General features: G+C 63.2%; 19 protein-coding genes. 13 read left to right on the forward strand and 6 right to left on the reverse strand.

Annotated features, from left to right (window positions below):
• From ACUCV3_RS25830 to ACUCV3_RS25855, 6 genes are all read right to left on the reverse strand, one after another.
• Nucleotides 1-249 (reverse strand): hypothetical protein (locus tag ACUCV3_RS25830; protein ID WP_482241352.1); only part of this gene is annotated, 249 nt, incomplete at its 3' end.
• A gap of 2 nt (nucleotides 250-251) precedes the next feature.
• Entirely contained in the window at nucleotides 252-926 is a 675-nt protein-coding gene (locus ACUCV3_RS25835) for a lasso peptide biosynthesis B2 protein (RefSeq protein WP_093021028.1), read from the reverse strand.
• A gap of 57 nt (nucleotides 927-983) precedes the next feature.
• On the reverse strand, nucleotides 984-1118 hold the full coding sequence (locus tag ACUCV3_RS25840; RefSeq protein WP_143066860.1) for a benenodin family lasso peptide: 135 nt from the start codon (nucleotides 1116-1118) through the stop codon (nucleotides 984-986).
• A 175-nt stretch (nucleotides 1119-1293) separates the two neighbouring features.
• A complete protein-coding gene (locus tag ACUCV3_RS25845) occupies nucleotides 1294-1908 on the reverse strand; it encodes a GntR family transcriptional regulator (RefSeq protein WP_482241353.1) in 615 nt (204 codons plus the stop codon).
• A gap of 18 nt (nucleotides 1909-1926) precedes the next feature.
• A complete protein-coding gene (locus ACUCV3_RS25850) occupies nucleotides 1927-2334 on the reverse strand; it encodes a helix-turn-helix domain-containing protein (protein WP_482241354.1) in 408 nt (135 codons plus the stop codon).
• A 151-nt stretch (nucleotides 2335-2485) separates the two neighbouring features.
• The gene (locus tag ACUCV3_RS25855) at nucleotides 2486-2923 is read right to left on the reverse strand and encodes a hypothetical protein (RefSeq protein WP_482241355.1); all 438 of its coding nucleotides are present in this window, start codon (nucleotides 2921-2923) and stop codon (nucleotides 2486-2488) included.
• 371 nt (nucleotides 2924-3294) lie between these two features.
• Between ACUCV3_RS25855 and ACUCV3_RS25860 the strand changes: the two genes are divergently transcribed.
• The 13 genes from ACUCV3_RS25860 to ACUCV3_RS25920 all read left to right on the forward strand — a co-directional run bounded on the left by ACUCV3_RS25860 (nucleotide 3295) and on the right by ACUCV3_RS25920 (nucleotide 13517).
• Complete coding sequence (locus ACUCV3_RS25860; RefSeq protein WP_482241383.1) at nucleotides 3295-4074, forward strand: DsbC family protein; 780 nt, start codon at nucleotides 3295-3297, stop codon at nucleotides 4072-4074.
• A 193-nt stretch (nucleotides 4075-4267) separates the two neighbouring features.
• The gene (locus tag ACUCV3_RS25865) at nucleotides 4268-4582 is read left to right on the forward strand and encodes a hypothetical protein (RefSeq protein WP_482241356.1); all 315 of its coding nucleotides are present in this window, start codon (nucleotides 4268-4270) and stop codon (nucleotides 4580-4582) included.
• Nucleotides 4583-4712: 130 nt separating this feature from the next.
• Nucleotides 4713-4979 (forward strand): type IV conjugative transfer system protein TraL, encoded by a 267-nt coding sequence (locus ACUCV3_RS25870; protein WP_014076300.1) that lies wholly within the window; start codon nucleotides 4713-4715, stop codon nucleotides 4977-4979.
• Between the two features lie 5 nt (nucleotides 4980-4984).
• Nucleotides 4985-5620 (forward strand): TraE/TraK family type IV conjugative transfer system protein, encoded by a 636-nt coding sequence (locus ACUCV3_RS25875; protein ID WP_482241357.1) that lies wholly within the window; start codon nucleotides 4985-4987, stop codon nucleotides 5618-5620.
• A gap of 28 nt (nucleotides 5621-5648) precedes the next feature.
• Nucleotides 5649-6380 carry a type-F conjugative transfer system secretin TraK gene (locus tag ACUCV3_RS25880; protein ID WP_482241384.1) on the forward strand — a complete coding sequence of 244 codons (732 nt, stop codon included), beginning with the start codon at nucleotides 5649-5651 and terminating at the stop codon, nucleotides 6378-6380.
• The gene (locus tag ACUCV3_RS25885) at nucleotides 6377-7732 is read left to right on the forward strand and encodes a TraB/VirB10 family protein (RefSeq protein ID WP_482241358.1); all 1356 of its coding nucleotides are present in this window, start codon (nucleotides 6377-6379) and stop codon (nucleotides 7730-7732) included. Before ACUCV3_RS25880 ends, ACUCV3_RS25885 begins: the two co-directional genes overlap by 4 nt.
• A gap of 47 nt (nucleotides 7733-7779) precedes the next feature.
• Nucleotides 7780-8400: a TraV family lipoprotein gene (locus ACUCV3_RS25890; protein WP_482241385.1), complete on the forward strand. Its 621-nt coding sequence runs from the start codon at nucleotides 7780-7782 to the stop codon at nucleotides 8398-8400.
• Entirely contained in the window at nucleotides 8397-10910 is a 2514-nt protein-coding gene (locus ACUCV3_RS25895) for a TraC family protein (protein WP_482241359.1), read from the forward strand. Before ACUCV3_RS25890 ends, ACUCV3_RS25895 begins: the two co-directional genes overlap by 4 nt.
• Complete coding sequence (locus ACUCV3_RS25900; RefSeq protein WP_482241360.1) at nucleotides 10907-11236, forward strand: hypothetical protein; 330 nt, start codon at nucleotides 10907-10909, stop codon at nucleotides 11234-11236. The genes ACUCV3_RS25895 and ACUCV3_RS25900 overlap by 4 nt, the downstream gene beginning before the upstream one ends.
• The gene (locus ACUCV3_RS25905; protein WP_482241361.1) at nucleotides 11233-11625 is read left to right on the forward strand and encodes a hypothetical protein; all 393 of its coding nucleotides are present in this window, start codon (nucleotides 11233-11235) and stop codon (nucleotides 11623-11625) included. Before ACUCV3_RS25900 ends, ACUCV3_RS25905 begins: the two co-directional genes overlap by 4 nt.
• Entirely contained in the window at nucleotides 11622-11858 is a 237-nt protein-coding gene (locus tag ACUCV3_RS25910) for a hypothetical protein (protein ID WP_482241362.1), read from the forward strand. Before ACUCV3_RS25905 ends, ACUCV3_RS25910 begins: the two co-directional genes overlap by 4 nt.
• Nucleotides 11859-11928: 70 nt before the next feature.
• On the forward strand, nucleotides 11929-12507 hold the full coding sequence (locus ACUCV3_RS25915; RefSeq protein WP_482241386.1) for a conjugal transfer protein TraW: 579 nt from the start codon (nucleotides 11929-11931) through the stop codon (nucleotides 12505-12507).
• Nucleotides 12504-13517: a TraU family protein gene (locus ACUCV3_RS25920; protein ID WP_482241363.1), complete on the forward strand. Its 1014-nt coding sequence runs from the start codon at nucleotides 12504-12506 to the stop codon at nucleotides 13515-13517. The genes ACUCV3_RS25915 and ACUCV3_RS25920 overlap by 4 nt, the downstream gene beginning before the upstream one ends.
• Nucleotides 13518-13581 lie beyond the last annotated feature (64 nt).

The raw sequence follows: 13581 nt of genomic DNA on the forward strand, positions 1-13581 counted from the left end.
AATAACTTCGATAGTCTCATTCCCTTCAAACTGAGCGACCTTCCCTGAAGTTTGGCGCCCAGAAAACAATGTCCCCACTATGGCTCCACCTCCTGTCGGCAGTGGAAGAATATTTTCGGGGCTTTCAGCAAATAGAATGATGTGATCGCCGCGATAAACTTCGCGAAGCGCAGTGTTGGCAGCAACCTGCCGCAAAATCTGTTCACATTCTTCAATTTGACCAAAGGCGAGGATCAGGTACCGCGACATTGTCATGCTACCAATATCGGCGTGAACATTTGCGCGCGATCTGGACTTTCATTGACGACCACATCGCCGTCCTGAACCCAACAATGTGCTGCGAACGGCGCAGCCTGGATGCCAATCACAAGCAACGGAGATAGGCCGTATTTCCGGCAGGTGGCCACGAGTGCAAGGGATCGAGGCAAGCAACGATCGTGACTACCCAACAGCAAATCTGAAAATCGGAAAGCGTGCACCAACCGGACAAGATCGCGCTGCGCCCCTCTTACCGTCTTGCGGGAAGATGAACTCCGAATGTTTTTAATTCTATCTATCAGGCTCGAGAATGAATGATGGCGCACGCGCCATGTCCAAATCAAGCGGCTTGCGATCGCGCAGACGGCGAGTTGAAAGGAAGGAAATCGACCATCAAGGCCAATCTCGACCGCCGGTGGTGGAAGGGATGCAAATTTGATGTTGAAGCATTGCGGTGGATGCTCAGTTTCCACCAGTATCCCTTGCTGGGCAAGATGTTCGAGTATCTGCACATCGTCGCAGGATGGCTGAAAGCCATCAATCCAGCGCGAGAAAGCTCCAACGAAGTGGCTGGGTAGCGCGAAATAACGGCCAGTGCGCGCATCTAGAAATATGACGGCGCCAGCACTTTTGCAAAAGCAAAGATCGTCACAGAGCATGAATTGCATCTTTGTTTCCTGGATGAAGGGCACGCGTGCCCTAGTGGGCTCACGTGCCCTCGCGCATCAGTCGTCCGCGAGACCGGGTTGATTTTGCAGGCCGCCGATTCCGTCATTGTATCTGCTGCCAGATCCCTTGGTCTCTTCGACCACAAGGCCGAGGTCGATCAGGTCGGTTTCCGGATGGTTGTCGCGTTCCATACTTACCTCCTTCTTGGATATGCTGCGAAGTTGCAGCTCCCGGAGGGTAAATCAGGAAATGCGTGATCAGCGATCTTATAAGGTCGCGAGTGCGCAACTAACCGGTACCGTCCCTTGCGAAAGCCATTTTCGGCGACGATGGCACCATGTAACCATCTGATTTCATTTACCATGGCTATAAAGAGATGGCTTCCCATATCCTGCCCACGCGACGAATTCGTCGCCGGTGATAGGCCCAAAGAACCTCAAAACGGTCGGGACCTCGACCGGAAATGGTCGCGATCCCGACCGCTTGGAGCTCTTCCCGTAGATTGCGCAACACCCGAACTTCTCCGACGCGGGCGATGTGGAGTCGTTCCGTCGCCGATCGAAGCGCCCTTCTATGTTCATGATCATTGGAGGCCTGCGCGATAGCCAGAAACAGGTTCGTCGCCGCCGTCGCAAGTGCGCGCCCATCCGCTTCCGTCTCGGCATAGGGCTTCGCTTCGAAGGCAGCGGCCGGACGGCTTGCCTTGAGTATGAGGCGTATCAGGTGACCGTGCCAACGGTAGAGATCGCGCAAGGCGTCGGGTGTAATCGCCGGCAAGCGATAGCCGCCGCCAAAAGCAATCTCGAGCATATGCTCCCCTACCAGGCGCTGTGCGGCGTCCCGCAGGGGCGACACGGATACACCATATTCAGCGGCTAGCGCCCTCTCGTTGAGGATACCGCCCGAGGCGAACCGCCCAGCCATGATATCGGCCTTGAGGAGCAGATAGGCCCTTTCGGCCAGGACGGGCTCGGGAGACATGCCGGACGACGCCGTTCATCAAGCTGGCCGCGGAGCAGTGCCGCCCCGTGAAGCCAGGCGGGCCACCGCGACTGCGTGATGGCGGCTCACGGCCGCGATGATGTCGCGTTCCAGTTCCCACAGGTCGTCCTGGAGAAGAAGCTCATGAGGTATCGTCATCTTGTGCTCCGTTGCGAGGAGGAAAATGAACAGGTGAGACGACGTCCTCCGCAACGCATGCGCGCAGCGGATATGGTCCTCAAGCGAGGCCGTCCCGGCCCCGCCTTCGAGTTCACGAATCCAGCGTTCAGTACGGCCGACAGCTTTTCCCAGGCTGCGCTGAGAGACTCTGTCTCTGCGCCGCCACCGTTCGACGAGCTTTCCGGAAAGCTCCTTGATCGATGAGAATATGTCGCCACCGATCGCTTGGGGACTTTGAAGCGTCATCTGCAGGTCTCCCTGACAGCGGCTCAAAAGTCCAACTCACATCGCCTATTCGCGGCAATTTGTTGTAAATAAAACCTATCGTCAAGCCACAGATCATTGCATCTGCGAGACTAATTTCCGGTAACCGCTCGAAGTTGTCCCGCCTACGCGACTATCTCGCAGAACGATGGGCAGGACGTCCGGTCTTGACTGGCATGTCGCGGAAACACTGAACGATTTTGATGTCTTCGGTCGCCTGCATGTGGACCAGGGCGGAGAGATAGAGTCTCCAGACCTGGGGCGAGGGATGGATGGCCTGCGACTGGCGCACTGCTTCGATAATGTCGTCGACGAGGCGTGAGAGGGCGTTGGACGTGCCGACATGCCGAACCTTACGTCCGCCAAGACGATCCAGCTTGGGGTCGAGCAGTTCGGCGATAAGATCGTCCGCGGCGCATCGATGGAGAAGATCGATCGCTATGAACAACGTCGTTCCATAGGGCAGAAAATCTCCGGCGAGATGGCATAGCCGGCAATGGCACTGCAGGAACAGATGAATGCCCTCGTCGGACAGTTGAAGCTTGTACGCCCTGGACTGCTGACTCCCCATAGTCGTTCTCCCGACGCAGGCAGCGATTCTTTCGCGGTCGATATGCCTGCGAGTCTACCGATTCCGCGTTACGCAAGCGATTCCGGGACAAGGAACAAAAGATGAAACCGGAAATATACTTCCGGTTTGCGGAAGTGATTTTCCGATAACCGGAACTGAAGTGCCTTAAACCGGAACTGAGATTCCTCATCCCTTGTGCAGAGAAAGGATGTTCCGCCACTCAAGTCCGTGTCGAGACGGCAGCAAGGGCGAGAATTTCCGAACGATCGGCAGCCCGGTGTCCGTCTCATCCCCACTCAGGGAGACTAGCGGTCATGACCAGAACGCGTTCCAGTTCCGCGGCAATACTCGTCGCTCTCGTGACGGGCACTATGCCTCTCCATGGCGCGGCAGCGCAAGGCGCACCGCCCCAAGAGCTCGAGCTTGCCTCACGCACGCAGGCAGCAACGTCGCTTCGCGACGCTGCTGCCGAAGCCCAGGTCAAGCTGCAACAGACCTTTACCAACCTGCGTTTCGAGGATTTCGGCGCCGCCCCGGTCGAAGGACCGATCTATCAGGCCATAGCGGGCGGAAAGATCATCTATTTTGCCCCGCAGAGCGAACATCTGCTCTTTGCTACAGTCTACGACCGCAATGGCATCAATCTGACCGCCCTAGCGCAGGAACAGGGCGCGGCCCGGCGCATCAAGGCCATCGACCCCACCAAGGCGTTGGCCATCGGCCCGGCGGACGCACCGACGGTGATCGAGTTCACCGACCCGGACTGCCCTTATTGCCAGGCGCTCGATCGCTTCTGGAAGGCGAAGGCGACGGAAGGCAAGCCGATCAGGCGCCTCATCTTCTTCGTGAGCGGCATCCACCCGACGGCGGCGGCCAAGGCAGAGCATATCCTGTGCTCGCCCGACCGCGAAGCAGCGTTCCAGGCCGCCTATTCGGGACAGACACCGCCGCTGCTGCGCCAATGCGCCGCAGGGCACGACAAGGTTGCGGATGACGCGGAACTGGTCGCGAAGGTCGGGGTGTCGGGCACGCCGACGCTGATCGCCGACGGCAAGCTTATCTCTGGCTTTCAGCAAGCTGAGCTCGAGGCGTTCCTCGACCGGCATGCGAAGCCGGCGCTCACAAAGGCGGCGTCCGAAGCGCGGCGCTGAAACAGCGGGCGCCCGAAGGGGGCGGAATGAGGTCAATTCGGAGGGCATCCGGCCCGCCCGATTGCGGGCGAACGGATGAACCAGGATGCCGGCGGCGGCGGGCTCATGGAGCCGTCCACCGACGCCCCGGCCGACAGCGAATCTTCGATGCCGGCAGGCTTGGGTTGGACGGTTCCATTTTCGGAGCAATGCCATGATGCGTACATTGAGTAACAAGGCCCTGGCGGTGGCCAATCTCGGTCTCCCTTTGGGCGTGATAGCCCTGGTGGGTGGTCCTGCCCATGCCTTCTCGGCACCGGCCCAGGGCGACCTCGGCTACGATATCTACGATATCGTCGTGAACCAGGGCGTGAAGGGACCCCTGGGCTTCGTGGGCGGCGTCGCCGCCTTCCTGTTCGGCGTCTCGCGCCTCTTCTCGAACATCATGATCGGCATCCCGACGATCGTCGCGGCCGTCTGCCTGATCAAGGCGGACTCCATTCTCCAGACCTTCGGGATGGTCGTCTGAGACGCCGCGTGCGGCTGCGCGCTGGCTGACCGGCCAGACGCACTCGCACCGGCACGTGCTGGGAGCCGAATGGTCGGTTCCCGGAAACCGGCACCTTCCCAGGTGTCATGAAGCAGGAGGAGAAGGGCAAGTGGACGAACGCCTTCCGCAATATCTGCATCGGCCGGTCCAGATTCTGTGGTTCGGATCGGACGAGTTCCTTCTCGCGACCTCGAGCGTGTTCGTGGCCGCGATCGTAGGCGGACTTGTCGGCTGGGCGCTCATCGCCGCCCTTCTCCTTTTCATTCCGTGGAAGCGGACCAAGCCCAGAGGCTATCTCGCCCATCTCGCATGGCGCTGGGGCCTGGTCTCCTTCCCCCATTATCCGGGTCCCACACAGACCCGCTTCTTCGAGTAGGCGCCATGGGTCTCTTCACGCGCAAGCAAAATGCCGAGGATGTGCTGCTGGGCAAACCGGCAAGCTTCGGCATCCATCGCTACCTGCAGGGCTCGGCGAACCTGTTCGAGGAGAACCGGCTGCTCAAGGTCGCCATCGCCGGGATGTTCGGCGTCACGGCGGTCCTGGGCGCGGTGATCTACACGACCAACCAGAACGCCCGGACCATCATCGTGCCCTTCGGCGCAACGGGCGACCTGCATGTCTCGGGGAACAAGCCGTCCGAAGCCTATATCGTCGCGATGACGCGCAACATCGTCGCGCTCTCGGGCACCTGGTCGGCCTATTCGGCTGATCGCCAGTTCCAGGAACTGCTCGGGCTCGTCCACCCCTCCGCCTATGGCGCAATGCGCGACAGCCTGAACATCATACTCGACGAGCTGGCGAACAACCCGACCCTGTCGATTGCCACCTATATCCGAAACGATCAGCCGGTCCGCTGGACCGCCCATGAGATCGTCGTGCCGGTCGAGAAGGTCCGCGTGATTGGCGGTGTCATCCGCGAATTCCGGGGCATTTTGCGCATCGGTTACGCGATCGACAATGGCCGCTTCTGGCTGACCCGTCTTTCCGAGGAACAGTTCGATGCCGAAACACGCTGAGCGCCGCGCGCCGTTGCGCCATGCGCTGATGTTTTCCCTGCTGATAGCGGCAGTGCCGGCATCAGCGCAAACGATCCATGCGCTGCCCGACCAGACCAGCCGGATTCGGCTGTCGAACCGCGACATCAACCATGTCGTGTGCGAGGGCGGCGAGATCGAGGACATCAAATTCTCCGCCGAAAAGGGCCTCGCCGTCGAAAAGGGCGGCGCGGACGCCTGGATCAAGTTCCTCGCCCACGAGATCGACGATGCGGGCCAGGTCACACGCACTTATGTGACCCAGCCTTCCGAATTCTTCGTGAGCTGCAACGGCGCGACTTATCCGCTTTATGCGGAACCGGCGGAGATCCCCGCGCAGACGGTGGTGCTGATGCCGGGCGCCCGGCAACGGGCGCAGGCCAATAATGAACTGATGGCGGCGCTCGCCGATGAAGACCGCGCGGTCTCGATCACCATGGCGCTGCTGGACGATCGCATTCCCGCCTCGTTCAGCGAGGTCGCGCCCGCCGGCGGAACGCTTCCGATTCCGGCGATGCCCGGTGTTTCGATCACCGAAAGCCGCCGCGTTGCCATAGAGGGCGCTGCGCTTTCGGCTTCGGAGTACCGGGTTCAGGCCGCAGCAGCCGTAACACTCGACGAACGGTCATTGATCGATCCGGCGCTCGGGCCCCGCATTTTCGCCGTGACCCTTGACCGGGTGCGGCTCAACGCCGGGGAAAGCGCCCGGCTGGTGGTGGTGCGCCGGGGGACCGGGCAATGACCGGCGCGCAGGACAATGGGCCTGTCGAGGCCCCTGAGCCGCTGTCGCCTTATCAGGCGCATCTTGCCGGACGGAGCACTCGCGAGGAGGACGAGGCTGAACCGAGACGCCCCGTGGCCCTGTTCGACTGGCAGGGGCTGTGGGCAAGACTGTCGGCGAAGCAGAAGCTGCGCGCGCGCCAGCTCGCCGTCGGCGTTGCGGTCGGCGCACTGGGCATCGGCCTCTATATGGCCTCGGGCAGCAAGGACGAGGTCAAGCAAGCCAATCCTGCGTCCTCGCTCAACATGGGCGCGGGACTGCGCGGTGACAGCCTCGAAGTGAAGCTGCGCGGAGACCTGAAGAAGGTCCTCGACGGTCAGCAACTGCTCGGTGACCGCGTCAGCGCGATCGAGGAAGGCAAGGTCGTTCCCGGATCACGTGGCCCGGGAACGCCGGGCGGCCAGGCAACCGGAGGCGTCGATGGCGATCTGCCGGCGGCATTGCCCGGTGACGCGCCTGCGCTTCCCTATCCGCCCGACGTCGGTGACATTGGCGCGGACGCGGACAAGCTCCCGGCGCCGCCCTCAGCGCCGAGCGCCCCGCCCGCGCCTCCCGCACCGCCGGTCGAGAAGACGGTCGGCGCGATCGGGACTGCGACCAGCCAGGTCGTGGGCGCAAGCGGGCCTCAGGGCGCAGCTGATGGTTCAGCCTCGTCCAAAAAAAAGAATCGGACGATCTATTTACCGCCTGGTTTCATGAAAGCGCGGCTCCTGACGGGGATCGACGCGCTGGCAAGCCGGGACGCAACCAGTAACCCCGAGCCGATCATCGCCCGGGTGCAGGCGCCTGCAGTCCTGCCCAATGAGGTGAAGGCGAACCTGGGTGGTTGCTTTATCATCGGCAACGCCACCGGCAGCCTTGCCAAGGAACGGGTCGAGGTCCAGCTCGTATCGCTGTCCTGCGTCGATTTCGACGAGCACTCGGTGGTCGATCAGCCGGTCAAGGGCTTCTTCGTCGATACCGACGGCAAGAAGGGATTGTCGGGCAAGGTGGTGACGCGGGCCGGCGCCACGCTGGCGCGCGCCTTCATCGCCGGGACCATCAGCGGCATTTCGCAATCGGTCGAAAGCACTTTCGGCAACACCTCGACATCTGCGCTCGGAACCGTGCGGACGCTCGATGCCGGCGACGCGGCGAAAACCGGCATTGCCGGCGGCCTCGCCAAATCCTCGGACAAGCTGACCGATTTCTATCTCGATCTCGCCCGTCAGGCCGGTCCCATTGTCGAGGTGGGCGCCGCCAAGGACGTGGTCGTGGTGATCCAGGAAGGCGCGACGCTCGAGATCAAACCCGGCGCGGGAGTGAAGTTCTGATGCGCGCCACCACAGGAGGCACCATGCCACATCCGTTTGTCGCCCATATGCGGGCTTGCCGTACTACGCTAAGCGCGCTGCCGCTGTTCGCCTTGCCGCTGCTCGGGCTCGCGGGCTGCGCCACGGTGGGGTCGGTGATGTCGCCCTACAGCGAGAAATTCTCCTGCAAGAACAGCGACCATGGCCAGTGCATTCATCCCGACCAGGCCTATGCCGACGCCGTTGCCGGTCGTGCCTCGAAATCCGATCCTGCCGTCACCAACGATCGCAAGATGCTCGCGGAGCAAAGGAAGGGCAAGGCGCCCGCGCGCATCAGCGGTGCCAGTGGATCCACGACGACAGATGCTGTCGCTCCCCAGAGCGGACAAGGCAATGTCGGCGCGCTGATCGAGGGCCCCGGCTCGCCCATGCTGCGCCCATCGCGCACGATCCGCACAGTGATCCTGCCCTATGCGGACAAGCAGCGGCCCGACCGCCTCTACATGGCGCGCTATGTCTATTCGATCATCGACCGGCCGGCCTGGGTGGTCGGTGACTATCTGGTGGAACCGGGCGGCCGAACGCCGGCCCCGCCGGTGCTGCGGACAATGCGCGAACCCGCCGGAGGAAGCGTCGAGGCTCCGGCCCCGGAAATGCCGCTCAGCCTCGCTCCGGAGAACCGGCCATGAGTGGACGCGGCAGCCTCAGCTATCAGCGCCTGCGCGCCGCGGTGACGCGCGATGCCTATTCGGACTTCCTGCCGATGGTCGCCTGGGTCGAGGAGGAAGAAGCCTTCCTGTGCATCGACGACGGCTGGGGCCAGGCCTGGGAGCTTGTCCCTTCGGCCTATATGTTCGCCCATGTGCAGCAAGCGCTGCTCGGTCTTCTCAACATCCATTTTCCCGAAGGCACGGTTCTCCAGCTCATCACCTTCGCCGATCCGCTGATCGACCCGGCGCTCGACGCCTATCTCGATCTCAAGGTGCGGCCCGATCCGCTGGTCCAGGCTTCTGCCCGGCGGACAGCCGAGTATCTGCGTTCGGGCACCAAAGGCCTCGATGCGCTGCATTCGATCCCGGTGCGCGATTTCCGGTTGTTCCTTGTCATCAAGACGCGGGCGAAGCTCGGCGCGGACCTGCGCCGCCAGGTCGAGGAGCAATTGGCGAAGATGGGCATCCGGCGCCTGCCGCCCGATGAACTGGTCAGCTTCTACCGGCGGATCTTCAACGGTGTCTTCGCGCCCGCCCCTGGCGTGTTCCTGAGCGAAAGCGTGGGCGGAATGCCGGCGCCGTCGATCGCGCGGCAGATCATCGAAGCGGGGCCGGACCTTTGTTTCGAGGGATCCGAGGTTTATCTCGGCAACCAGGTCGCGCGCTGCCTGACGCCCAAAGCCCCTGCCCGCCGCATCACCGCAGAGCGGGCGAACCGGTTGCTTGGGGGTATGCGCGGGAGCGCCGAGGACAGCGACCAGATCGGCGGGCCGTTCCTCTACTGTCTCTCAGTGCTGTTCGATCATTCGCAGTTCGAGATCCACAAGCGTGCGCAGATCCTCTCGGCTCAGAAGGCGGCGGGCAGCTTCGCGGTCGAGGTCGGCAAGCAGATCGAGGAGATCGGCTGGATCCTCGACGAGGCGTCGAACAGCCGCTTCGTCTCGGTGATCCCGACGGTGTGGGTGTTCGGCCGCGACAGCGCCCAGGCGCGTGAAATGGCCGCGCGGGCCAAGCGGCTGTGGGAATCCGAACCCCTGCCCTTCATGGTGCAGGAGGAGAGCTATCTGCTGCCGGTATTGCTCGCCGCCAGCCTGCCCTTCGGCCTCTACCCGGAAAAGCGGACGTTGAAGCTGCTGGAGCGTGATTTCCGCATGCCGGTGAAGGCCGCGACGCTGATGGCGCCGGTGCAGACCGATTTTCGCGGCGGCGGCCGCCCTGCCCTGCTCTATGTCGGGCGCAAGGGTCAGCTTATCACGCTCGATCTCTTCGACCCGCGCATCAACAATTACAATTTCATCGTCTCGGCCGAGAGCGGCGCGGGCAAGAGTTTCCTGCTCAATAACCTCTGCCAGCAATATTATGCGCAAGGCGCGCTCATCCGCATCATCGATATCGGTGGCAGCTACCGCAAGCTCTGCACGCTCTGCTCGGGCCGTTACATCGACATCGGCGAGGAGCGCCTGGTCCTCAATCCTTTCGACATGGGGCTCGCGCTCGACGGCGAGGACAAGCAGTCGGCGATCGCCATGGCGGTCGCCATCGTCGCCGAGATGGCCAATGCCTCCACCCGCAAGCCGGTAAGCACGTCGGAATGGAACCTGCTGAAGTCAGCGGTGCAGTGGACCGTCGATAGCGGGCGCGGCGAGGACGGCATCGATGCCGTGCGCGACTGGCTCGGCCGCTATCCCGACAATGCGGTCTCCGATCTCGACCGCGTCGATCATCTCGTTCCGGTCGCACGCGAGCTGGCGTTCAACCTGCGCGATTTTGGGTCGCAGGGCGCCTATGGACATTTCTTCAACGGCCCCTCGACCTTCGACATATCCCGCGACGAATTCGTGGTGCTCGAACTCGAACGGCTGAAGGCGCTCCCCGACCTCTTCAACGTGATCGTGATGGTGGTGGTGAACGCCGTCACCCAGGAACTCTACCTCTCGGCGCGCGACAAGCCCCGCTTCGTGCTGTGCGACGAAGCCGCGCAGTTCATGACGCGCAGCGACGGGCAGGATCTCTCGCGCCTCGCCGAGGCGTTCGGCCAGGGTTATCGCCGCGCGCGCAAATATCAGGGCAGCTTCGGCATCGTCCTTCAGAGCATGAACGACCTGCTGCTCTTCGGCGGTACGGGCCAGGTGATCCTCGAAAATGCCGCGACCCGGTTCCTGCTGCAGGGTTCCACCTACGACAAGGCGGTCGACAACAAGATCCTCGACTATTCGGGCTTCGTGCTCGACCTGCTGAAATCGGTCCGCAACGCCAAGCCCAATTACTCCGAGGTGTTCATCGACAGCCCCCTGGGGCTCGGCATTGCCCGGCTGGTGGTCGACCCCTTCAGCTACTGGATCAATACCTCCGCGCCCAACGAGGTCGCCGCCTTCGAGGCACTCGTGCGCGCGGGCCGCAATCCATTGGAAGCTGTTTGCGAACTGGCCGGCGTCGATCCGGTCGAGGTGCTGGGCGGCCGTGCCTATCAGGCCGGGAGGGCGGCATGATGCCCAAGTCCAGACCCCATCCCGACCAGCTGGCGATCGACTGGGAAAATGACCCCGCCATCGAGGCGATCATCGAAGCCCGCGTCGCAAAGCGCGCCGAGGCAGCCGCGTTCCAGTGGCGGCTGCGCCTGGTGGCGATCGAGACCTGCATGATGGGCGGGCTCGTGATCGCGGCGGGTCTCGCGCTGGAGCAGCCCCTGCTCCAGACGGTTCGCACAGGGCTTATCGTGGCGGCTGCCTGCTTTGCAAGCGGCATGCTGCTGATCGGCCTGTCGGGCGCCTGCGGGATGCTCTTCTCGCGCTTGTCGCAGTGGAGGGCGCGATGAACCCGGACCATGATGAGTACTTCGAAACCGTCTTTGAAGCCGGCGCCGAGATCCCCAGCGCCGAGATCCACGCGCTCCTCGCCTATGCGCGCAGGCTCGACAATCAGGCATTGGGAATCGCGGCGGTGGCACATGCGATCGTCACCGTGATCGAAGCGGAACGGCGGTTCGCGAGGGTGAGTTACACGATCCTGGTGAGCACCGGCATGGTTGTCGCGGCGCTCTTTGCGTTCATGGCAGCCTGGAGCCTGCGCGCGCCGCTCCAGGGCGCGATCGTTGTCGGCATCTGCGCCGGCATGGGCGCCGGCTCGACAGGCCTCATCCTCGTTCGCTGGGATGCGCTGGCCCGGCATGTTCGTGCCTTCGCCAGGCGCTGGAGGCGGCCATGAACGGCATCTTCTCCTCTACCCCTGCGCCGGGGCCAATCCGCCTGATCGTCGGAAGCCAGGGACTGCTGCTGGTCCAGTCCTTCATCGCCTGGCAGCTGCCGGAGGTGCCGGGACTGTTCCGCCTGCTCGTGGTCATGACTGCGATCATCGCCACCGCCGCGCTGATCAGCGCCGCCCTCGGCGAGGATCGCCAGAGCTCCCAGCCCTATTGGAGGCGGCGCCATGGCCGCTAGATCCCAGCGCGGAGTTTTCGCTCGCTCTCCTGTCCTGTGCGCCCGCACTGCGATGGCGATTATGGCCGGAATGCTCATGGCGTCATCGCTCCATGCGGAGACGAGCACGATAGGCCGCACCTGGCCGATCGCCGAGCCCGATGCGCTAAGCGAGATCGAAGGCCGGGCAACGCAGGTTCCCGACATGAAAGCCGCCTTCGGTCCGCGTGAACGCTGGCCTGCGATGAAGGCGGCGACGCTTGGGATCGCGCGCGCCGACCGGAATCGCACGGTGATTCCCTTCTATACGCTCGACCAGGATATACGGCTGCAGGACGGCAAGCTGCTTTACGCGAAGGGCTACAGCTTCAATCCGCTCAGCTATGTGTCGCTGCCGCAGCGGCTCATCGTCGTCCATCCCGCAGAGCTCGACTGGGCCCTGCGCACTGCGCGCCCTGCGGATTTCATCCTGCTCGCAGCTGGCGGCCCCCGCGATGCCGACGCAATCACCCTTGGTGAACGCCATGGCCGGGCGCTGTTCCTGCTTGAGGAGCGCGTCAAGGCACGGCTTGGGCTGACGGTAGCGCCGGTGATCGTCGCGCAGGCCGGACAGAAACTGGTGCTGACCGAGGTCGACAGGAGCAAGACAGACCGGAGGGGCGCGCGATGAAAGGATTGTCCCTTCGCCGACTGCTGGCGCTGGGTTGCGGTTTCGCCGCGCTGGCGCTCGCTGCTCCGGCCCATGCCTCGAAATGCGAGGCGGGCACGGTCTTCAACCCGATCACCAAGGTACGCTGGAACTGCATCTTCCCGATCACCATCGGCGGCGTGAAGATCGGACCCAGCGATCCGCTCGGCAAGGCGCTCGACGCACAATCGGCTTCCAAGCCTCTGTGCGCGTGCCGCAAGGGCGTGACTTTCTGGTTCGGGGTCAAGGTCAGTTTCTGGTCGCCCAACCGCATGGTCGACGTCGTGACCGAGCCGGGCTGCATGATGGCGCTTGGCGCAGACATCATGCCCACCGGCGGCAAGCTGCAGGGGAGCCAGAGCAGCCTCGCCGACGGCACCAACACCCGCAAGATGTTCGCGCAGATGCACTATTATATCGCCCCGGTCTGGAAGATGCTCGACATGTTCACCGACCTGCCCTGCATCGAGGATGATGGCTTCGATGTCGCGCTCATCACCGAGGTCCTGCCGACCTGGCAGTCGGCGACACTGGGCGCGATCATCCAGCCCGAGGCGATCCTGTTCGGCAATCCCGCGGCGGGGCTTGCCTGCATGGCCGACAGCGCCGCGGCCGCCGCGGGCAAGGTCGTCGATCCGCTGTTCTGGTGCATGGGTAGCTGGGGCGCGACCTATCCGATCGCGGGCGATATTCATTTCGGGGACAGCGTCGAGGCCTGGGCCGGCCTTGCCGCCCGCGGCGTGTTCATGATGGGCCGGCTCGGCGCGCTCACCGTCAGTTCGGCAGATGGCTGTTCCTTCATTCCCCAGCCCGTCTGGACCAAGAGCCGTTACAAGTTCCAGCTGATGGAGCCGGTCAAGGGCGGCAGTTGCGTCAATGTCGGCCGTCCCGGCGCCCTGTGGACCAGCGCCAAACACGCTCCGGGCAAGGACAACGCCCAGTTCATGCTGTTCGAAAAGACGATCTGCTGCGCCGGGGTATCGACGCCATGACCGGTCCGTCTTTCCCTCACCGCGTGGAATCGCCCGGAAACAGCCGATGGCTTGCCCGTCATTC

The sequence above is a fragment of the Sphingobium sp. VMM genome (genome assembly GCF_056790315.1).